At 52.0% G+C, this 22585-nt stretch carries 15 protein-coding genes; 6 read left to right on the top strand and 9 right to left on the bottom strand.

The genetic code is table 11. The features are described 5' to 3' along the window. Positions 1–156: 156 nt before the first annotated feature. Entirely contained in the window at positions 157–1923 is a 1767-nt protein-coding gene (locus AC2215_RS20920) for a hypothetical protein (RefSeq protein WP_486811949.1), read from the top strand. Between the two features lie 116 nt (positions 1924–2039). On the opposite strand, the gene AC2215_RS20915 is transcribed toward AC2215_RS20920, so the two are convergent. Continuing rightward, complete coding sequence (locus AC2215_RS20915; RefSeq protein WP_486811948.1) at positions 2040–2588, bottom strand: hypothetical protein; 549 nt, start codon at positions 2586–2588, stop codon at positions 2040–2042. 1348 nt (positions 2589–3936) lie between these two features. Here AC2215_RS20915 and AC2215_RS20910 point away from each other — a divergent pair. Continuing rightward, positions 3937–6588, top strand: a complete 2652-nt coding sequence (locus AC2215_RS20910; protein ID WP_486811947.1) for a two-partner secretion domain-containing protein — start codon at positions 3937–3939, stop codon at positions 6586–6588. On the opposite strand, the gene AC2215_RS20905 is transcribed toward AC2215_RS20910, so the two are convergent. The 3 genes from AC2215_RS20905 to AC2215_RS20895 form a co-directional block, all read right to left on the bottom strand. Beyond that, the gene (locus AC2215_RS20905; RefSeq protein WP_486811946.1) at positions 6543–6719 is read right to left on the bottom strand and encodes a hypothetical protein; all 177 of its coding nucleotides are present in this window, start codon (positions 6717–6719) and stop codon (positions 6543–6545) included. The genes AC2215_RS20910 and AC2215_RS20905 overlap by 46 nt on opposite strands. 127 nt (positions 6720–6846) lie before the next feature. Continuing rightward, the gene (locus AC2215_RS20900) at positions 6847–9051 is read right to left on the bottom strand and encodes a RelA/SpoT family protein (protein WP_486811945.1); all 2205 of its coding nucleotides are present in this window, start codon (positions 9049–9051) and stop codon (positions 6847–6849) included. Positions 9052–9406: 355 nt separating this feature from the next. Further along, positions 9407–9538 carry a hypothetical protein gene (locus AC2215_RS20895; protein WP_486811944.1) on the bottom strand — a complete coding sequence of 44 codons (132 nt, stop codon included), beginning with the start codon at positions 9536–9538 and terminating at the stop codon, positions 9407–9409. Positions 9539–9879: 341 nt separating this feature from the next. On the opposite strand from AC2215_RS20895, the gene AC2215_RS20890 reads away from it, so the two are divergent. Beyond that, positions 9880–10581 (top strand): RNA polymerase sigma factor, encoded by a 702-nt coding sequence (locus tag AC2215_RS20890; protein WP_486811943.1) that lies wholly within the window; start codon positions 9880–9882, stop codon positions 10579–10581. Further along, a complete protein-coding gene (locus AC2215_RS20885; protein WP_486811942.1) occupies positions 10578–11618 on the top strand; it encodes a tetratricopeptide repeat protein in 1041 nt (346 codons plus the stop codon). The genes AC2215_RS20890 and AC2215_RS20885 overlap by 4 nt, the downstream gene beginning before the upstream one ends. A 139-nt stretch (positions 11619–11757) precedes the next feature. Here AC2215_RS20885 and AC2215_RS20880 read toward each other — a convergent pair whose 3' ends face one another. Both AC2215_RS20880 and polA read right to left on the bottom strand, forming a co-directional pair. Next, entirely contained in the window at positions 11758–12609 is an 852-nt protein-coding gene (locus AC2215_RS20880) for a tetratricopeptide repeat protein (RefSeq protein ID WP_486811941.1), read from the bottom strand. Positions 12610–12816: 207 nt separating this feature from the next. Continuing rightward, entirely contained in the window at positions 12817–15702 is a 2886-nt protein-coding gene (polA, locus tag AC2215_RS20875) for a DNA polymerase I (protein ID WP_486811940.1), read from the bottom strand. Positions 15703–16199: 497 nt separating this feature from the next. On the opposite strand from polA, the gene AC2215_RS20870 reads away from it, so the two are divergent. Further along, entirely contained in the window at positions 16200–17705 is a 1506-nt protein-coding gene (locus AC2215_RS20870; protein WP_486811939.1) for an arginase family protein, read from the top strand. Positions 17706–17753: 48 nt separating this feature from the next. Beyond that, positions 17754–19409, top strand: a complete 1656-nt coding sequence (locus AC2215_RS20865; RefSeq protein ID WP_486811938.1) for an urea transporter — start codon at positions 17754–17756, stop codon at positions 19407–19409. Positions 19410–19420: 11 nt separating this feature from the next. Here the strand turns inward: AC2215_RS20865 and AC2215_RS20860 are convergent, their stop codons facing one another. The 3 genes from AC2215_RS20860 to AC2215_RS20850 form a co-directional block, all read right to left on the bottom strand. Next, positions 19421–20632 (bottom strand): glycosyltransferase family 2 protein, encoded by a 1212-nt coding sequence (locus AC2215_RS20860; RefSeq protein WP_486811937.1) that lies wholly within the window; start codon positions 20630–20632, stop codon positions 19421–19423. Positions 20633–20926: 294 nt separating this feature from the next. After that, positions 20927–21529, bottom strand: a complete 603-nt coding sequence (locus AC2215_RS20855; RefSeq protein ID WP_486811936.1) for a Uma2 family endonuclease — start codon at positions 21527–21529, stop codon at positions 20927–20929. A 92-nt stretch (positions 21530–21621) separates the two neighbouring features. Next, entirely contained in the window at positions 21622–22302 is a 681-nt protein-coding gene (locus AC2215_RS20850; protein WP_486811935.1) for a TVP38/TMEM64 family protein, read from the bottom strand. Positions 22303–22585 lie beyond the last annotated feature (283 nt).

The raw sequence follows: 22585 nt of genomic DNA, 5'->3' as shown, positions 1-22585 counted from the left end.
GGTGGCGATAATCTATCTTGGCAGTGCCATAAAATCCCAGCTTGATGGCAAAATGTAGTGACACCCCCCAACCAAAAGATGAACCCCCGTTGTTCCCGAGGGTGGGGTGAGTTCCGTTTACCACCAGATTGGCGCGATCGTCACTCGAATACCATCATGAGACACTGGGAATTTCTGATACAGCAAGAAGGCGATTTGGCTTGGCTGCCTCTAGAATCGCGCACGACGGAAATTTTAGAAGGTCGCTATCGAGTGGTCGCCCGCAGCGATCGTCCGAACACCCCAGTTGAGATCGCGATCGCCCACCGTACTTTCGAGCCGGAGGCTTCCCCTCCTCGAACCCAAAAACGCTCGAAGCAGACCGATGCCGACGGCGTTGCCGTCATTTTACCCTACACGGAGTTCGGACCGGGGGTTTGGACGTTAGGTTGCTCGGGACTGGGATCGGGCGATGACTCCGATTGGCAGTATGCGGTACAACTGCGGGTTCTTCCCCAAGGGGCAAAGGCTTCCTCAGAACCGGGTCCCACCCCACCCGCACCGGAACTGCCCCTGTCCTATCAATTGAAACTGGCTCGGGATGATTACAGCCTCAATCCTTCGGAAACAGAACTCACCCTCACCGGAGAAATTAGAGCAACGATCGCCGAACCCCTGGAAAAGTTGCACCTGAGAATTCGCCTGCGCGATCCCGAAACGGGTCAGTCGATCGCGATCGTCCAGCGGATTTTGCCCGTTGCGCCCTCCCCCCTCGCCTTTAGCTACACCCTCTCGCTGCCCCCCAAACGACGCACTCGTCTGATTTTGGGGGAAATCGTCCTGTGCGATATGAAACCCACGGTGCTTGCGAGTCGATCGTTTAGCGTGATGGCGACGGTGGAAGAATTGCTCGATGCGGTCGATGAAAACGCACAGCGCGCGGTCGTCGAGGCACCGGAAGTTAACCCCATCGAAGCGAGTTCGGCGTTCGCACTGCCCAGTCGGGGGGTGAATCCCGAAATTGCCCCTTGGCGGGCTAAATCGACGAAGGCAGCGGATTTGAAGGGTTTACCGCCGTTACTTCAGACCCCAGACTCCGGTCGGGGAGCCTCGAAGGGGATCGAGCTGCCCTTTGCGAGCGATCGCCCTACGATCGATGTCACCCCCCAAAATGGAGGAGCGATCGCTCCCCAAAAACCTCTGCCGGCTGCCGATCGCTCGACGGACCAGCAAACCGTCGAGACCCAGACGGAGCAAAATCCCTCCCCTGGGGGGAATTTTTCCGGTTCGGGTCTGTATCCCAACGATCGCCTCACGGCTCGTTTGAGCGATATGGCAAAAGATGGCGACCTCTCAGAATGGTTTTCTGGAGAGACGATTGTTGGTGCAGACAATCCCTTTGCCCTCGAATCGGAAAAGGAGTCTCCCAGCAGTACTGTCAGTTGGGACACCGATGAGATCGTGCTCGATGACGATCTGCCTCCAACCCCCACATCAGCGGCCCTGGTGAAGCCGGAGGTTCCCGCTCACTTCCAACTGCCGGCCGACGAACTGGTTCCCGCGCCGGAACTGCTGGTTCCCAAGGGCAAACTAACCTCCGGGCGTTCGATCGCCATTCGGGTGAAGTTACCAGACCTGCAACCGCGAATTTACGTGAAGCTGTGGATTCACGATCGCCAAAATCAAACCCTCTTGGAAGGACCGCTATGGCTGACGGATTTCTTACCGGCGGAACCCGGAAAGGTGGAAATTATTACGCAATTAACGATTCCCCACGGCGGATTGGAAATTCAAGTTGAAGCGATTGCCGTGGAAATGCAGACTCAACGGGAAAGCCGTAAAGTGAGCATCGAACGAGAGGTGGTTCCTGCCGCGCCTCCCTCACTGCCATTGGAGGAAAAGGAGAAGCAAGAGGTTTCCGTACAAGGGAATCCTGGTGGATAAACGATCGAAAGTCAGTGGAGTTCAGAGTTCGGAGTTCGCCAGTTTCGCGATCGCAATGGAGCTTCAAACGCTCGCTTCAAAATTCAGAATCGGAGAAACTCGTGGAGGGTCAATGCTTATGCGCGAGTTTTTTTGTTGGACTTAGATTTATGGGTGGATGATGACTTTCCCGGACGACCCCCTCCCGAACGGCGAGCGCGGTTTTTGGGGCGATCGACCAAACCCCCTTCGAGTTCCTTACGACCCCGCCGAATCGTATCGGGGTGCATCCCCGTCACCTGGGACATCTTTTGGATGCCACCGCGTCCGAGTTGTTCGGCAACGATCGCCACGAACCAGCGTCGTTGCTGTTCGTCGAGTCGACTCATAAATAAGTTCATGCGATCTTGTAATGTTTCGGGCAGCGGCTTGCCGGATTCTCCATGACTCGTGCAAAGGTTCTCGGGATCGGAAGAGGCTTTTGTTTTTTTGTTGGGGGTCGATGTCGATGGCATCCGATGGGATTCGGGGGAACGCAGATGCCGAGGTTGAGAGGAAATGTGGGAGAGGGTGCGATGAGTTAAAAATTCCGTTGGGTTATGAGTCTCGATCGCTCTTAAAGACGAACTCATAACAATGGCTTCCACGGTTCGATCGTGGATTGAAGAATCTAGAGAGTGTTTCATGCTATCTACTGAGCCTGTGTGTGATGTATGTAACTGGAGCGACGCGATCGGGTGACGTCGCTGATTTTTACCATTTTTATGGATTACATACCCTAACGTTGGGGACGAATCCCCATCCAACACCAATACCAAGTCAACTCTGAGGGTGTGGGATATCCCGGCATCGTTGAAAAAATTACCCTCAAGAGATTCGAGGGTCCGATCGGCTTCCGGGAAGCATCCATCTGAATTTCTTCTCAACCTTGGCACTCGAAAACGATTTGAATCGTGCGTTGGTTACGAAGAGTTGGGTGCTCTGGTGGATGACTCGTTGTTACCGAGTATTTGGGAATTAAGTTATAGCAGCGCGCGAACTATCTCGTTACAGATTTAGACAACCTAAATTCTGCTATATCTTGGGTTGCAAGCTTGAGCTCTATATTTGGCTATGGCTGCAAGCACGCAGCCGATCGGAGACTTTTCCTCCCGTTCCTTTTACTTGTTGTGCGAGTACCCAGTACGACGAGATCGTCAGTCGCTTTGTATAAAGTTGTTGGGGTGAATTTTAGCATTAATAGCACTTGAGAAACAAAAGGGATGTTGAGAGTCGGATTCCATCGAGCGCGATCGCAATTTTTCACCGAACGTTCGTTAAAGCCCGATCGTCGGCGGTGCTAGTATTCGAGTCTCTTGACTCGAAACCATCCTACATAAAATACACCCTCGCACAAATCCAAAGCCAAAATTTAGTTCAAAACGAACGGGCTTCAAAAGATAGAAACCGAGCGTCAAATTTTAGCTCAACTTTGACCAGTTTGCCGCTGACTTAAATTTTTAATCGTTATTCCTGGTTAGTATCCTAGACGATAGACTGAATTTTGTCTTTCCGATATCGGAAAAATAATTTCCAGATTTGGAAAGATCTCTCAATCGTTATCGAGGTAAGATGTTGAGAACTCATCAAAAAAATAAAATTAGTATATCAGCAGTATTTTATTAGTATTTTATACTTGCGTAGTACTAATTTTGTTAAGAGTGAAAAATAAAAAGTTTCAGCCGTTAGGATGAGAAATGAGGTGGCACTCCATTCTCAAACTTCTAAACACAGTAATTCTCGGGTTTAGGTTCATTTTATTCTAAAGAAATTAGAAAAATAGAATGCTCGCTAACTTAGAGAAATACTTTAAGATTAAAGTGTATTTTTAAGATATTTTTTTGAAAACGAATATTAAATTTAACTTAATATTCTCTAATTTCTGGTTTTCAAAGCTTTGTAGAGAAATGAATGCAGGAGCGACATTCAAGAGAAGCGTTTTGAAAACGTTTTATCCACTCATTCCGCAATGAAACCACTCTAACGAGCATCGAGATGTGGACATATTGGCAGAGCGATCGTTGGGGGGGAACCCTCGTTCTCTCATTGATTTTGACGGGATTAACGCTTTCGAGACCCGATCGCGGCACCACTCAAATCCTTCCCGACAATACCCTCGTCGAACCTTCGATTGTGACCCGAGAAGATGCCGTGCTGCGGATTACCGGCGGAACTCCAGCCGGAGCCAATCTCTTCCACAGCTTCGAGGAATTTAACGTTCTCACCCCAGAAACGGCTTACTTCGAGCGGACCCTGTCGATCGAGAACATTATCGCTCGGGTCACGGGCGATCGATTGTCTTACATTGACGGCACCATTGCTGCCAATGGCAGTGCCAACCTCTTTTTACTCAATCCCAACGGCACGATCTTCGGTCCCAACGCCACCTTAGATATTGGCGGCTCGTTTTTTGCCAGTAGCGCCCAGAGTCTGCTCTTTGAAGACGGTTACGTTTACAGCGTCCGAGACCCCAAACCCCTGCTGACGGTGAGCGTACCCATTGGCTTGCAACTCAACCGCGACTCTGGCCCGATCCTCGTCACCGGACCGGGACATCACCTCCGATTCGATCCCAATACCATTGCCACCATCCGCGACGCGCGACCGGCGGGTTTGCAGGTCCCAGACGGACAAACCCTGGCCGTGGTGGGAGGTGAGATTACCCTCATCGGTGGCAACCTCACCGCTGCTGGGGGGCACATCGAACTGGGCAGTATTGAAGACGGGACGATCGCTTTCACCCCCACTTCTGTCCCAACGGGTAATGCTTGGACTTTCGATTACCAGGGGGTTGCCACCTTTGCCGACATCGACCTCTCCGCAGCCGCCTCAGTGGATACGAGCGGGGAAGGCGGGGGATTCGTGGGGGTGCGCGCTCGGAACTTATCGATAACCGCAGGTTCCTCTATCCTTGCCGATACCTTAGGGGAGCGTCCCGGTGGGGGGGTTCGCATTCTCACCTCAGAATCGGTGGACGTGACCGGTTTGGCAGAGGATGGCTCCTTCTTCAGCAGTATTTTTGCCGCCGTCGCACCGGAAGCGAGCGGTGCGGGGGGCAATATCAGCGTGATGACCGAGATGCTGCACTTGAGCGATGATGGAACGATCGCGGCCGATACCTTTGGGACGGGGGATGCGGGTTCGATCGCCCTGGAAGGAAGAACCATCGATATGAACCGCAGTTTTGTGGCAACGATCGCTCAAAGAGGTTCTCGCGGCAATGGTGGAGATTTGACCGTAGAAGCCGATCGATTAGTCGTCGCCGAGGGCGCGCAAATTCTTACCCTCACCGAAGGTGTGGGAAATGCCGGAAATCTCACCATTCACTCGACTGAATCCGTGGATGTCACCGGAACCGGAGTCTCCTTCGGCTTTTCCCTAGCCAGTGCCTTAGCTGCAACGGCCGAGCAAGGTTCGACGGGAAATGGGGGCAATTTAACCCTGGAAACGGCTCGCTTGCGGGTGAGGGACGGGGGAGGCATCGGATCGGGAACCGATGGGAGCGGAAATGCCGGTCATCTCACCATTTGGGCGACGGAATCCGTGGAAGTGGCGGGCAATAGCGATGAGGGTCTGCCCTCGAATATCTTCACCAGCCTATTTACCGGACCCGCAGCCCTCAGTGATGTTGGCGGCACGGGGGGAACCCTCACCCTGGAAACGGGACGGTTGGTGGTGCGCGATGGGGGTCAAATTAGCGTCGGGACCTTGGGTGGGGGACAGGGGGGGAATCTCGACATTCATGCCGCCGAAGGAGTGGAACTCTCCGGTTCGATCCCGGTCCGAGACTTTGCCCAGCGAACGTTTTTTCGCGACGAATCCCAAGAGCGCATCCCCAGCGGTTTGTTTGCCGTTTCTGAAGGTTCCGGTCAAGCGGGAAATTTATCGGTGGTGACTCCCGAGTTAGTGGTGCGAGATGGAGCGCGAGCCACCGTGGAAAGTCGCAATGCGGGCAATGCGGGCAGTGCGGGGAATTTAGAGATCGAAGCCAGAACCATCGTACTCGATGGCGATGCCGACCTGCGTGCGGACAGCCAAGGGGGGTTGGGGAATATCGAATTGAGGAGCGATCGACTGCAATTGCGCCACAACAGTCAAATTAGCACCAATTCCACCGGGATCGCTACCGGTGGTAATATCACCATCGAAACCCAAACCCTGGTCGCCCTGGAAAATAGCGATATCAGTGCCAATGCTCGCAACAGCCGAGGGGGTCGAGTGACGATCTTTGCCGATGGAATTTTTGCCACTCCCGATAGCAATATTACGGCCACCTCAGAACGGGGACTTGAATTTAGCGGTACCATCGACATTCAAACCCCCCATGTCGATCCCGCACGGGGGATCGTGGCTGTTTCCGACGATGCCCTAGATTCGATCGCACCCATCGCTCTGAGCTGCTTGGTGCCCAGCCACCGCCAACAGGGTCGTTTCGTCATTCTCGGGTCTGGAGGCTTGCCCACCAGTCCCGAAAGCGCGGCTAATTCCATGTTTGAAACCTATACCATCCCCGAAACCTCCCCCGAAACAACCAACTCCCCCCAGGAGCGAGTCCCAGGGGGAGAAACGGTCGTACCCCTCGTGGAAGCCCAGGGGATTTTTCAACTCGAAGACGATCGCTTCGTTCTCGGTCGCCGGTGTGAGTGAGCTTCGGGGGCTTCGGGGGCTTTGGGAGCTTCGGGGGCTTCGGGAGCGTCGGGGGCTTCGGGGGCTTCGGGGGTAGAGGAGGCAGAGGAGGCTAAATTCTCCCTTGTCTCCCCATCTCCGCGTCTCCCCATCTCCGCGTCTCCCCATCTCCGCGTCTCCCCATCTCCGCGTCTCCCCATCTCCGCGTCTCCCCATCTCCACGTCTCCACGTCTCCGCGTCTCCGCGTCTCCCCATCTCCCCCTCCCCGCCTCACTCCATCAAGCTCGACTCACGCGGCGCATATTCAGCACATCGCTCATCTGACGAATTTGGGTAAAAGTATGTTCGAGTTGACCCAAATCCCGGATGCCGATGCCCAAATCGATGATGGCGGGTTTGCCCGTCGTGGTTTTCACCCGAGCGCTGTGAACGTTAATATGATTGTCCTTGAGCCGGGAGAGGATATCGTTGAGGACTCCGACGCGATCGATGGCTTCGATTTGAATGTCGATGGGATAGGTGGGCGGACGACCGTTGGTGCTATTGGCGTTCCAACTCACCGGAACTAAGCGATCTCCTTCGACATTTTCCACGTTGGTGCAGCCGTGGCGATGGATGGAAATCCCCCGACTGCTGCGAGTGACGACTCCAATAATCGGCTCGCCGGGAACGGGATTGCAACACCCGGCAATATGATAGAGCAACCCTTCAATTCCGGCGATCGGGGATTGACGTTCCGGGAGAGTGGATTTTTCTCGGAGGGGTTGAACGATCGGTTCTTCGGGGGCTTTTTCGATCGGCTGTCGGGTTTTAATGGCATCGCGCAACCGGTTCACCACCTGATTGAGAGTCACTTCTCCGTAACCCATGGCTGCAAGTAAGTCTTCGACGCTGTGATAGTTGCACCGTTCGGCAACAGCTTGCATGGGTTCGGATTTGAGCAGCGCCTCGAAGCCGTTTTTCCCCAATTCCTTTTCGAGCATTTCCCGACCCCGCGCCACGTTTTCATCTCGGTGCGATCGCCGGTACCATTGGCGGATGCGGTTGCGGGCGCTACTGGTGGCAGCAAAGTTCAACCAATCCAAACTCGGATGGCTGTTTTTCTGGGTGAGAATCTCGACGATATCGCCATTTTGCAACTCCGTATCCAGAGTCACCATCCGTCCGTCGATCTTGGCCCCAGCACAGTGGTTTCCCACCTCGGTATGAATGTGATAGGCAAAATCGATGGGGGTGGAACCTTGAGCTAAGGGAATCACGTCGCCATTGGGGGTGAAGACGTATACGTCCTCTTCAAACAAATTATTTTTGACGCTGTCGAGATATTCTTGGGCGTCTTTGAGATCGCTTTGCCAATCGAGCAGTTGCCGCAGCCAGGTAAACTTCTCATCGGCTGGGGTGAGTTGGGTGTGGTTCGAGGAACCGCTTTCTTTATACTTCCAGTGGGCGGCGATCCCGTACTCGGCGATGTGGTGCATCTCCAGGGTGCGAATTTGCACTTCCATCGGACGACCGGTTTGACCGATGACGCCGGTATGCAAGGATTGGTAGCGGTTGGGTTTGGGCAAGCCGATATAGTCTTTGAACCGACCGGGGATCGGTCGAAAGGCATCGTGGACGATCGCCAAAGAGCGATAGCATTCATCGTTGCTGTAAACGATAATCCGCATGGCGGCAATATCGTAAACTTGGTGAAATTCTTTTTGCTGTCGCTGCATCTTCTGGTAAATCCCGTAGAGATGCTTGGGACGGGCGCTCAGATCGAAACAACGGATGTTCCCTTGGTTGAGGCGATCGCGCAATAATTCTGTCACTTGCGTCAATCGGGCTTCGCGATCGATGCGCTTCTCACAGACGAGAGACTGAATGTGTCGGTAAGCCTCGGGTTCGAGGTATTTAAACGATAAATCTTCTAATTCCCACTTGACTCGTCCGATACCCAAGCGATTGGCGAGGGGGGCGAAGATATCGAGGGTTTCCTGGGCGATGCGTCGCTGCTTGACGGGGGGTAAATGCTCTAGCGTCCGCATATTGTGCAGGCGATCGGCCAACTTGACGACGATGACTCGAATATCTTTGGCCATCGCCAAGAACATCCGCCGGAAGTTTTCTGCTTGACGTTCGGTTTTGCTGGAAAAATTGAATTTCGAGAGTTTGGTTACGCCTTCGACGAGCTGACGGACTTCTTCCCCAAAGCGATCTTCTATTTCTTCGAGGGTGACGTCTGTATCTTCAACCACATCGTGGAGAAAACCGGCTGCTACCATCGCGCCGCTACCGCCTAAGTCTCGCAACAGTCCGGCGACGGCAACGGGGTGGTTGATATAGGGTTCTCCCGAAGCCCGACACTGACCCTCGTGCAGTTCGTAGGCAAAATCAAAGGCCCGACAGATGAGTGCGGCTTCGGCCGCGGATAGATCGAGATCGATCGGCGGTGAATGTGTCAGATTGGTACGAAAACAAGCTTGCAGCCATTCAGGCATGTCAATGGCAAATTTGCAAGTTGAAACTATAAGGCCAGGGATCGGATTCATGAAGTTACTGTTAGGATGTAGTGTTGTCAATCAAGAGATCGGTCGATTCGGGTTCGATAATTTCAAACCCAAAAAGTTTAAGAGAATATCGTACCTTGTCTCGCAGACAAGGCCGATACGAAATTGCTTCGACTCAAAATTGAGGTTAGCAAAATGGGGAGCAGCCGATCGCTTTATGCTTTGCTCCACAGATAGCAAACCTATTGAGGTTTTTTAATTTTTATAAAGATTTATTTGGGTTTATTGTAGCAACTTTTGCACCCAAATCATGAGATCTAAGTCCGATTTTCGAGAGACGCAGTTCCTAGTGGCTCAAGGTTTTGCCGATGTTGGAAGCGTGTAACTCATCGCTAGGAACACTTTCAACTGCTGGGTTAGACCCCTGAAACTGTTGGCGATCGAAAAATTTTCCCCAAAAATCTCGTTGTCTTTTCATCTTCTGCAGGCTTGGCACTACGCATCAACGCGCCAGGTCTCTTGAAAAGCTACAAGAAGATCGATTCTGGTTTTTGGCTCGAGGGCGCAGCAGGTTAACTCGGGGCGGATCGCCAATTGCGTACTGCGAGGTACAATTCGATCGCCAACCCTTCTTTTATGGGTGCGTGCGTTCGTCGTGATTGACCGCTCGCAGTCCTCCTATCTAAAAAGTTTGGAGCGTGGAGAGCGACCCGAAACCGACCCAAAAACTGGGTTATTTACTCTCGATCGACCTGCTTTCGAGCCAGAATGTCGATCTGGATATATCCTAGTTAATACTTTCCGCAACGCATAGCAACTATGCAAATCCCCAGCTTCCCGGAATCCAACCACCCGATCGTCAAAGCCCTGTTCCACTACAGCGACCAAGAGTTGCTGACGCTGTACCAGCGCCACCCAGAAGAGGGAAAATACTTCACGGCGATTTTTTGCCGCTACTCTCAAATTGTCTATACCCTGATTCGACATTCTGCCAAATCTCCGGTGCAAGCAGATTACCTCTTTGCCCTGATTTGGCGACATATCTTTTACGAACTGAAATCTCTCGATTGGCGCAAAAGTGCCAGCGCTAATGAAGAAGCCGCCGATAAAGAGCATCTGACTCTGCAAAACTGGCTCATCAACGTTACCGCACTGTGCATCAATCAGGCAGAACTGCCCCCGGTAGAATCGATTCGCTATTCCATCGACGCGGCTCCCCCGCCGTTCTGGACTTATTTGCAACAGGCTTTAGACATGCTCGATCCCTTGCAACGGGCGATCGTTCTCATGGCGCAAACCTTTCACTGGAGCGAATCGCGCATCTCTGCCTACCTGCAAGCGGAAGGGGATGATATTTCTCCAGTTCAAGTCGGCAAAGAGTTGCCTTACGCCTACGAAGCCCTCGAAGCAGCTTTGCCCGAAGATATCCGCACCATCTACCTCGAGGAGTATCCCGCCCGTCCCGACCGTGAGGACGCGCCCTTAGATCCCGATCGCTCGCTACCGATAACGAATTCATGAGACGATACCGTTGCTCGATCGCATCTGTTGCTTGGAGTTTGACCCTAGGCATCGCCGCACTCCCCACCCTCGTCCCGAATATTGCCATCGCTCAGAGCCAGCCACCTTTCCCCAGCCGCGAGCGAATTAACTTAGATGAAGCCTTGCGGTTGCGCTTGCTCGGAGACCAGAAACAGCGCGAGGGAGAACTCAACGAGGCGATCGAATTTTGGTTGCAATCCCTAGAGCTTTACGAACGCTTGGGCGAGTTGCCGGCGATGGGACAAATTTATCGCGATCTCGGTGAGGTCTATTTGCAAGCCGGTCGTCTCAATCAAGCCCTAACCGCCCGAGAAAATCAACTTTCCGTCGCGCGCGCCCTCAACGACGAACTCGGCTTGGCATACGCCCTCAACGATTTCGGCTCTGCCTTGCTGGCACGGGGACTCATCGATCGAGCTGCCGTCCAATTTGAGGAGGCTTTAAGCATCTCCGAGGGACTCGGTAGCCCCTTGGGACGGGGCATCTCTCTCAACCATCTGGGGTTGGTTGCCATGGGTCAAGGGAATTTGATGGAGGCAGCCGAGCGTTACGAGGAGGCTTTACGCTGGCACTATCAAGCAGGAGACCCCCTCGAACAAGCCACCACCCTGAATAACCTCGGAGCCGCCTATTGGCTTTTAGAAGACTACGATCGCAGTATTGGCGTTTATGGGGAAGCCCTGCAACTGGCTCGAGCCAGCAGCGATAATGCCAACCTATTTCGGGCGATTGATGGTCTAGCGGTTGCTCACACGCAAGTGGGGCGCTATTTCCGAGCGCTGGAACTTCTCGAAGAGCGCCTCGAACTCTCTCAAGCTCTAGAAGACGAGCGTCAAGAACTCGCTTCCCTGACGCTGACAGCCCAGCTCTACGATGCGGCAAATTTGCCCCAGGATGCCATCTGGTATTACCAAGAAGCTCTTCAGTTAGCGCGCTCGTTAGACGATCGATGGGAGGAAAATGAGTTGGAGGATCGACTGCGCAACTTGTTGGGGCGCGTTGGGGAGGAGAATTAACAATTAACGTCAGTTTCGCAGAAGAGAAATCTGAAGGACCATTCACCTTCGGTAAAAATGCACAGTTGAAGGTGAGTCAATCGTCGGCGATTTAGACGTTTGGATAACTGAAGAAAATTTAACGCATTTATTCAGCAGTCTACCGCTCCACTAACCGCTGAAATTGTCGGCGATGGCGAATTCCATCAAAATCTCCATCGGTGGCGGCCAATTCTCGATAGAAATCGGGTTGCCGTTCGATGGCTTCGATTAAGTTTTCGATCGCCCGACTTCCTTCTCCAATTAAGGCATTGCAACAGGCGCGATTGTACCAGGCGACGCTATCGTCGGGATGAATTTTGATGGCTTGGGAATAGCAATCGATCGCAGCTCGGTAGCGCTCTAAATATCGATAGCATTCGCCTTTTTTGTAGTATGCCCAAAAATCATTGGGTGTGGCATCTAAGGCTCGATCGTAACTGGCAATTGCCTCTGTATAGCGTTTGAGATGACGCAGGGCATCCCCCCGACGATAGGCGGCCCAAAAATCTCTCGGTTTGGTTACCAATGCCCGATCGTAATTTTCGATCGCCTCTGTGTATCGTTTGAGGTGGCGCAGGGCATCTCCCCGACGATACCACGACCAATAATCTCCGGGTTTTGCTTCTAATGCTCGATCGAAACACTCAATTGCATCTTCAAATCGATCGAATTCTTCGAGCAGTAAATACCCCTGAGAGTACCACGCCCAATAATCCGTCGGACGCATTTCTCGGGCGATCTCAAAACTATCGAGTGCCCCGTCAAAATCTCCTAATTCTGCCAGGACGTGACCTCGTTGATACCACGCCCAATAGTCTTTCGGTCGTAAGGTAATTGCTTTGTCGTAACAGGCAACTGCCGCCTCGTAATAGGCGTCTTCATCCATTTGCTTGCCCTCTAAATACCACAGCCAGTAGTTTTCCCATCTAGACTCTAAATGCTGATATTTACTGGAGAGGAACAATTTCATCTTTTTTTTACTTTGCTAGGGATCGATCGAGGTACTTTAATCTCTTCTTAACTTCGATTGAAAATCGACTGAAAAGATGTTTATCTATTAAAACACCTGCTATACAAAATTAGACTCTATGCCATGTAATTATGTCAACTAAAACTGATTGATTTTGCATAATCTTAACTTAAGAGTCTTGACGCTTTTGTGGACGATCGAAAGGAACTATTTCGCGTCCATCCAGTTGCTTCCCGTTCCCACATCTACGACCAATGGGACGCTCAAATCGATCGCCTCTTCCATGGTAGACTTAACGATTGGCTGCAATTCCTCCCATTCTTCTGGCGGTATTTCTAGCACTAATTCATCGTGAACCTGTAAGAGTAATTGCCCTTGATAGTCTTGCAAGACTTCCTGTAGCTTGACCATCGCAATTTTGATAATATCAGCACTCGAACCCTGAATTGGGGCATTAGCTGCAGCTCGTAAAGATTGAGCGTCAAATTGTCCGATACTTTTAAGTTTATCCAAATTAATTTGGGATAGATCGGAGCCTTTGAGCTTGCGCAAACTGCTAGAATCGAACTCAAAATAGCGACGGCGACCGAGAATTGTTTCCACGTATCCCAGGGCGATTGCCTCTCGTTTCATTTGCTGCAAATATGCAAACACTTTGGCGTAGCGATCGTTGTAACGCTCGATAAATTCTCGTCCTTCGGTGACGCTAAATCCCGCTTCTCGGGCAAATCTTTGCGCCCCCATGCCGTAGATTACCCCAAAATTAATCGTTTTCCCCAATCGTCGTTCGTCTGGGGTGACATCTTCCTTTTCAAATAATAACTGCGCCGTCAGCCGATGCACGTCGCGATTATTTTGATAGGCTTCAATTAAAACCGGTTCTTGGGATAAATGGGCCAGGATGCGCAACTCAATTTGGGAATAGTCTGCCGCCGCCAAAATCCATCCCTCTTTTGGGACGAAAGCCTTACGAATTTGCCGAGAAAATTCCGTTCGGATGGGGATATTTTGTAAATTCGGATTCGACGAAGATAGCCGTCCCGTTGCCGTCACCGTTTGGTTGAAATCCGTATGCACCCGCTGGGTATCGTCTCGTACCAACGCCGGCAGCGCATCGACATAAGTGGATTTCAGCTTTGATAGCGTCCGATATTCCAAAATATTATCGATAATCGGATGGTCCCCTTGCAACTTTTCCAAGACAGCTGCATTCGTGGAATATCCCGTCTTGGTTTTTCGGGTTTTGCGCTTATCGAGTTCCAGCTTTTCAAACAGTAATTCGCTCAATTGCTTCGGCGAACCCAGATTAAATTCTTCCCCTGCCGCCTCGTAAGCTTGCGCTTCGATTTGCTGCAAACTCGATGCTAAATGGGTTGAAAGTTCCTGGAGATATAACCTATCGATGCAAATCCCCCGACTTTCCATGTCTGCGAGAACCGATTCCAGGGGTTGTTCCACCTCCAGTAGCAGTTTTTCTAACTTGGGAACCGCTGCCAACTCCTCTCGTAACTTCGCCACCAAACCAAAGGTCGTATATACATCCATACCGCAATAGTTCGCCACGGCTGCCACCTTTAAATCAGCGATGGTTTTGCCTTTGGGAACCAAATCTTGATAGCTTTGAGCGGTAATCCCCAAATAACGCAGGGATAAATCGCTGAGGTTATGGGTGTTTTCTGGGTTGAGGACGTAACTCGCGAGCATCGTGTCGAACGTCACCCCCGCCAGTTCGATTCCCTGATGACGCAGAATCAGGCGATCGAATTTTGCATTTTGCAGGGATTTGGGATACGCCGCACTTTCGAGAATCTCCCGCAATCCCTCCAACACCGTTTCTAACGGCAAATTCTCTCCGGTTTTATGTCCGACGGGGATATACGCCACGTCTGCTTCCCCCGTTCCCCAGCAGCAACCAATTCCCACCAACTCGGCATCCCGAGGTTCCAATGCCGTGGTTTCCGTATCCCACGCTACGGGGGTTTCGGGGTGGGTGTGGGTTTTCAGGCATTCGACGAGTTCGGCGAGTTTAGCAACAGTATCGATAATTTGCGGTTCAATGGGAACGGCTTCCGGCTGTTGCGCGGTTTCAGTATCTTCGGCACTGAAAAACCAGGTATCGTTATCTTCTTCGGGGGCAATTTTTTCGGCTTTTGTTTCCTCAACTGCCTCTCCCCCCAATTGCACCTGCAATCTGCCGATGTTGTTAACGAAGGTGTTTAACTCCAACTTTTTGAGGACGGGAACCACCTTTTGAGTTGAAAATCCCTTTAACTGACAGGATTCAAGTTCGAGTTCGAGGGGAATATCTTGCTTGATTTCGGCGAGAAATTGCGATCGATACGCGGCCTCTTTCCCCGCCACTAGCTTCTTCTGGTTCGCGCCTTTAATCCCATCTAACGCCGCATAAATCTTATCTAACGATCCGTATTCTTGAAGTAATTTCACCGCCGTTTTCGGCCCGACTCCATTCACACCGGGAATATTATCGGAGGCATCCCCGCACAGTGCCTTGTAATCTACCACCTGTTCCGGGGGAACTTTTAGCTTGGCGAGAACTTCTGCTGGGGTAAACTCTTCTGGTGCAGAGGCATTGTTGCGTTTGCCATAGGAACCGCTGGTGTAGAGAACGCTAATCCCTTTTTCCCCATCCACCAACTGAAACAAATCGCGATCGCCGCTCAGAATTTTCACCGAATAGTTCGCTTGGGCAGCAACTCTCGAAAGGGTGCCCAGGATATCATCCGCCTCGTACCCCGGTGCTGTCAACACCGTCAGATCGAAGGTTCTGAGGAGTTCTTGCAGGTTTTGGATATCGGGGATGAAATCTTCGGGGGTTTCGCTGCGATTGGCTTTGTAGCTAGCATCGGCTTCGTGGCGGAAGGTGGGGGTACTCGTATCGAAGGCAATGGCAAGGTACCCCGGTTTGTGGGTTTCGATGGTTTCGAGGAGAGACTTGAGAAAGCCGAAACAGACGCTGGTGGGAACTCCCGTCGACGTTCGCAATCCCCCCTCCCGGCTTTTGGCAAAGGCATAGTAGGCGCGAAAAGCCAGGGAATGGCCGTCGATGAGGAGAAAGGTGGGATTGGCTGACACGTGTTTGAAACCCGCAGGCGATCGGTTTTGCGTATTTTATTGTACCGAGGAGACTGCAACCGGCGATCGCAAATTGGTAAAGCCAAAGAAAAGTTTGAAGGTACCGATTGAAAGAAAATAAAAGTTGTCAATGTTGGAAACCAATTTTCCGATTTTGGAAAGACATGGCGATAGAGATGCGTTATTTTACGATCGAAGGCACTTTTTAGGAAAAATATCGAGATAAATTTAATTTTAACGCGCTAAGAAAAATCAGTTCACCTGGATCGAAATTTTATATTTTTGTGTTAATATCTATGAACAAAAAATATTTTTTATTCTGCTAAGTAAGTGGGCGTTAAAATCTTTCCTTATGTAACTAAATGTAAATAACCTCAACTCCTCTCTCCAGGCGAAGTCGGAGTTTTTTTTTACAAATTGCAACATAAAATAGCTTTTCAGTGCCGACCTACTTAGTACTTTGTTAAATCCAAAATTCCAACAATGTAGGAAAAGAAATGACGATTACAACTTCAGTTTCGCCCGAACAACTGACAGAATTCGATCGCATTTTTCACTTATTTGATGCCAATGGTGATGGTTCGCTAACGCGCCAAGAGATCTCCGAGGCGATCGAAGTCCTCGGTTCTGGCATCTCCCCGACCGATCGCACAACCCTACTCCAGCGTCTCAACGATGACGGCATTGTCACCCGAGACGTCTTCATCGACTGGATGGCAACTCGCCAAGATCTCGATCTGGCGGCAGACCTGCGACAAATCTTCAATCTCATCGACACAGACGGCAGCGGAAAGCTATCCGTTGGGGAATTTGCCGAAATCCTGCACTGTTTCAACACCACCACCAGCAACGAGGAAATCGAAGCCTGGATCGCCCATGCCGACTTAGATGGTGACGGCGAAATCGATTTCGAGGAGTTCGTCGCCAGCCAATCTCGCGGATCGGAGTTAAAAATCTCCCTAGCCGCCTTGCGTAGCTTCAAAAAAATCCTGATGCAATACGCCAAAGTGGCTGAAGTATCCTCCATCGTCCTGGTGGAAGTGGATTCCGAGTTAGGGGCGGGAACCCGAGGGGCTTCTAGCGGAATTGATGCCCTCAAGACGGCAGCCATGGAGAAACAAGCGGCTCGGATGCACGCCGATAACGGCATTCTCAGCATGGACAGCCTGCGCGTCCAAACAGAAAACGACGCGATCGCCAGACCCCAGAAACACAGGCACGCCAAATACATCGATGCCGTGTATAAAGTACTGGCGCGAACCACCGATTTGGTGGCGGCCACCTTGCGGGAAGGGCTGTTTCCCCTGGTGCTGGGCGGCGACCATTCCACCGCCGCCGGAACGATCGCTGGGATTAAAAAAGCGTTCCCCGAACGACGACTCGGTGTCATCTGGATCGATGCCCATGCCGACATCCACTCCCCCTTCACCACGCCATCGGGAAATCTGCACGGGATGCCCGTGGCGATGGCGACGGCAACGGATAACCGCAGCCAACAAATCAACGAGTTAGAGCCGGAAACCCGTCAACTTTGGGAGCAGTGCAAAGCCCTGGGCGTACCGGACGGTCCGAACTTGAGCCTGGACGATGTCGTTTATGTCGCCGTGCGAGATACGGAAGCCCCAGAGGATTACCTCTTCGAAACCCACCACATTCTGAATATCACCACGGAGCAACTGCGGAAAATGGGCGCCCAAGCGGCGGCACAACGATGTTTGGAGAAGCTCGCCGAGGTGGATCTCATTTACGTCACCTTCGATGTAGACAGTATGGATTCCACCATTTGTATGGGAACGGGAACCCCAGCACCCGGTGGTCTCTTTTTTGAGGAAGCCCGTTTGCTCAACGAAACCCTCGTCAAAGATCCGCGCGTGTGCTGCTGGGAAATCTGCGAGATTAACCCGCTACTCGATACCTTGAACACAATGACCGAGAACTCCCTCAGCATTTTCCAAAGTACGATCGATGCCATTGGCAATCGCCTCGAAAAATCCGATTCGTAACGTTTGGCTCGGGAAACATTCAAACAACAACTTTGAGAAAATTCCATCATGGTTAACGATCCTTCTGCCTCTACCCATCACGAACCCTTACCCCTGCACGAACTGCTCTCCGAAATTTTAGCTCCAGACGGGCGATCGTCCCCTCCCCGATTCGGGAGTCTGCCCGCACTGGGTACGATGCAACAACTCAACGAGCGCCTTGCCCGTCAACCCCTACTCGATTTTCTCAACTACAATCTGCGGGGCATCGGGCAGGTCATTTTCGTCAACAACCCCATCAGCGGCGCGATCGTCCTGGTAGCCCTGTTCCTTCAGTCTCCCTGGGTTGGGGTGATGGCAGTGTTGGGCGTGATGGCCTCCACCCTCACTGCCATTGCCTTAAAACTCGATCGCGATACGATCCGCAACGGCATCTTCGGCTATAACGGCATCTTGGTGGGGGCGGCACTGGCCACTTTCGGCTTACCGGGGAATGGCGCATGGAACCTCTCTTGGGCGATCGCCGCGATCGGATTTTCCGCCCTAACCACGGTGCTGATGAAAACCCTGGGTACCTGGGTGGCTACCCACCTCAAATCGCCCCCCCTCACCCTACCGTTCAATATCGCCACGCTGGTCTTTTTGGGTTTAGCGATATGGGTTCCTCAGTCCCTGTTCGATTTGGGGGCTGCCGCCGCCCCTGTTGACTCAGCCGAGGTCTTCGATGGTGTCCGGCTGGCAACTGCTCTCCCCATCGGTTTCGGGCAAGTATTCCTTGCCGACAGACTCATCTGCGGTTTTCTTATCGTTTTAGCCGTGGCGATATGCACCCCCATCGGCGCTGGGGTGGGTTTGCTCGGCTGTCTTTTCGGAGTTCTGGCGGGGTTGGTCATCGGGATCGCCCCCGACACCTTGTACGCTGGACTGTGGGGTTACAACGCCCTTCTGTGTGCGATGGCCATCGGCGGCGTGTTCTACGCTCCCACCCTACGCAGTATTGCCATCGGCTTGTTTGCCGCATTCCTATCTGCCCTTGCCGGCGGTGCTCTCGGTCTCCTGTTCGCCCCTCTGGGTCTGCCCGTCCTTACCCTGCCGTTCTGTGTGGTGACGATCGCCGTCTTCGTTGTTTTGCAGCGTTCTCTCCCCTCCCTGGTGCCTGTTGCCCTCCATGCCCTCACCAGCCCGGAAGAACACTGGCAGCGCTACTTGGCCGCAAAGGATATCATCACCAACTTTCGACGACAACTTGAAGGTGCAATGGAGGGCCAGCGTTGCACTTACCTGTTCGAGAAAGCATCATCGTCGATGAAAGGGAACCTCCGCTACCTGTTCGATGCCATCGATACCGATCGCAGTGGTACCCTCTCCACCGCAGAACTGGCCGCCCATCTATCCGCAGCCGGCCGAGTGTCTTCGGAAGCCGAACTCGCCTATCTTTTCACCTGTATGGATGCCGATGGTAGCGGCGAGATCGATTTTGAGGAATTTGGGGAATTGATGCTCCGACACCAACGCCTGATGGCTCAATATGGGAAGTTCGTCACCTACTTTTTGCCCATCGATGCCAATGGTGATGACATCATTAATATTGAGGAGATGAACGTTGCCATGGCAAGTGTGGGAGAGACTGCCCTCACCACAGACGAAACCACCTTTATGCAACAGACAACCGGCGGACAGCCGTTGACTTGGAGTCGGTTTATCGAAGTGCTGCTAGTGACTTGAGCCATTCAGCGTTACTTCAACGTGTCCCGTTCGGTTCTCACCCAATCTTTTTGGGGTCGCACTAAAAATTTGAAATAGAGCGGCACTTTCCCCAGAACGTACATCGGAACCGTGAGGAGCATTTTCGCCGGAACTTCGGTGCGCCCGAATTTGCTCCAAGCGCCAACGATCGCCACCGCCATCAAGATACATTGCACCGCTAACACCGCGAAGGGTTGCCATCCAAGTCCGAATATTCCCCCCAAGAACGCCACTCCCGTAGCCACCACCTCGAGTCCCACGAGTAATGAAAGCGGCGGCACGCATAAATCTAAGGCTAAAGCCAGCAAATCCGATCGCTTTTGAGCCACAGCAGCCTTTGTTAATCGCGGGACTTGAGAGACGAGAGTTTGCAAATGTCCGTGTTCCCAGCGGGTTCTTTGACTGTCGGCGGCGGCGTCTTGGGCGGGGAAAACGCCCGTCACTTTGGCTTCGGGGCAAAATACCGGGGCGCGATCGACTAAAGCCAAATCTAAACCCAGTTGCATATCTTCGACGATATTACCGCTAGCCAGGTCAACCATGCGAATCGTCGACCAGGGAAACGCCATTCCCGTACCCGTCAACAAGCAGGGTTGTCCCAAACGTTCGAGTCCTTGGGGACGAACCAAATTTTTCACCAAAAAGGCCAAAGCCGACACCGCATCTTTTGGGGAAGGGGAGGGGGGTTGTTTCATCAGGTATAGTGCTTGGACCGGCTTTTGCAATGCCGCCGCCTGTCGGGCAATGCGATCGATCGCGCCGGGTTCGACTTGACAGTCGGCATCCACCATCACCAGAACATCGGGGGGATCGCTCTCTAAAGCGCGCAAACCGAAGTCGAGGGCATATCCTTTACCCCGTCGCTCGTTATCCTGTCGTTCGAGGACGGTTGCTCCTGCATTGCTGGCAATCTCTGCGGTTCGATCGCTACAATTATCCGCAATGACGATTGCACGATCGGTGGGTTCGAGTTGCGGGAGGAGGGTGGTGATGGTTTGCTCGATGACTGCGGCTTCGTTATGAGCTGGCATTAAAACCGCGATTTTCGGTCGGGGGGTCTCGGAGTCAGAATCTCGATCGCGCGCTTTCAAAAAAGCCGCAGCACATTCAATAACGAGAACGCTCGTGGGAATTGCCAACCCCACCGTTACGATCCACAGGATAATTTTGAGAATGACGTTGGCGATTTCGCTTGCAACCATAACTAAAACGTTCCTATCTGTTGTGTGGTTTTACAAAGAGCGAATGGGCGATTTGCGTGGATTTTGTTCGATCGATCGGACTGACGCAGAGCCATCATAATATGATTCGATCGGAGCAACCACGGATTTGTCTACGCAGCGCTCCGCCTCTATATCTGAAAGCCATTGTGTCAGTCCGATTCAAACGTTGGACTTACCGCAGTTATAGCAGTTCGCGAGGCGTATGGTTACAAACTTCAAGGGATGGGGAATCAGGAGAGCCGTTGACCGTGAATCTTGATGCGATCGAGCGCGCTATTGGGCCTCTCCAAGGGGGTTCTCTTCAGGGCGATCGTCCGCTTCTAGACTTACATCTTCATAAAGCATTTCAAACGTACCGGTATAGTGGATGCTTTTGAGGTGAAATGTTTCGCTATCGTCGTAGTTTTGGAACAGCCAGAGACCGTCGGTGTGGCGGCGGAAGATTTCCACGCGACGGTGTTGGGTGTTAATCAGGACGTATTCTTCCAGACTATCGAGGGTTTGGTAGTCGTTGAATTTGTCGCCTCTATCGAAGGATTCGGTGGATTTGGAGAGGACTTCGACGATGAGTTTGGGGAAGCGTTTGTAGGTGTCGGTTTCCCGGTCGCGGGGGTCGCAAGTGACGAGGATATCGGGGTAAAAGAAGTGGTTACGAGAGTCGATGCGAGCTTTCATATCAGAGATGAAAACCCGGCAGCCGGAACCCCGCAGATGCGATCGCAACTCGGCAAAGAGGTTACCGGCAATCGTGACATGGGCATCGGTTGCCCCTGCCATGGCGAAGATATCGCCGTTGAAGTATTCGTGTTTGCCGAGGCTGTGGGTTTCGAGTTGCAGGTACTCTTCGGGGGTGAGGTGGGGAGATCGAGCGAGCATGATGTCGCGGGGTAGCGTCACTCTTTATTCTACGAATGGGTGGGGGAGAGCGTTGAGGATGGTTTCGATGCCAGGACGATCGCCCGATGAAATTAGCCCGATCGATTTTTGCCGGAAATGACCATCGGTAGTGCCGACAATAGGGCGATCGCTCCTAATGCCAGCAGAAACGGCCCGCGATCACCTCCTGCAATCGCCTCACCTCCCGTCACTCCCAACCAGGTATAAGCCAGCGTTCCGGGAATAATCCCTACCAATGTCGCAATAGAATAGGGAACCCAGCGAACGCTAGTCAAACCGAAGAGAAAATTGACCAGGTTAAAGGGGGAAATGGGTGCAAAGCGAACGATAAAGACGAAAGACCAGGGATGCTTGCGGACGGCGCGATCGAAGCGATGCAGGGTTTTATGTCGCCGAAAGTGACGTTCGGCCCAGTTACGCAAAAAATAACGGGCGATAAAAAATGCCGCCATAGCCCCCAATGTCGCACCCACAACCGAAAGCAGAGTTCCCCACACCAATCCGAACACCGTTCCCCCAGCAACGGTCATTACCGTTCCGGGAATCCCAATCGCCGTGAGCAAAATATAGACGAGGATAAACCCGCCAAAGGAGGCACGACCCCAGCGGTGTAAGGATTCGGCGAGCGCCGCGCCGTCAAAGAGAGAATCCAGGGGGAGAAAATACAGCAGCACACAGGCGATCGGGAAAAAGACCAAGCCAAGGCGCAGATGGCTTGATTTTTCTCTTTTTCGATTGTTAACGGACTTCACGGGAAAACTTTATCTAGTGACATCGAAATAGTTATGGACTTGCGAGTATGGGAGGCAGGGGAGCTGTTCGTAAGTAATAAGTTGAAAGTAATCAGTAATAAGTTTTACCGGTGCTGAAAATTAGAAGATTAAACAAACGAATTTAATCGGATTTTTTGATTTATTCATGAAGAGGCTGAATACCATTTAATTCGCCCCTTACTTATTAGTTATTACTTATTACTTATTACTTATTACTTATTACTTATTACTTATTACTTATTACTTATTACTTATTACTTAT

Source organism: Zarconia sp. (assembly GCF_057467645.1).
Note: the sequence above shows the minus strand (reverse complement) of the source record. Positions and strands in the feature narration are given on the sequence as shown.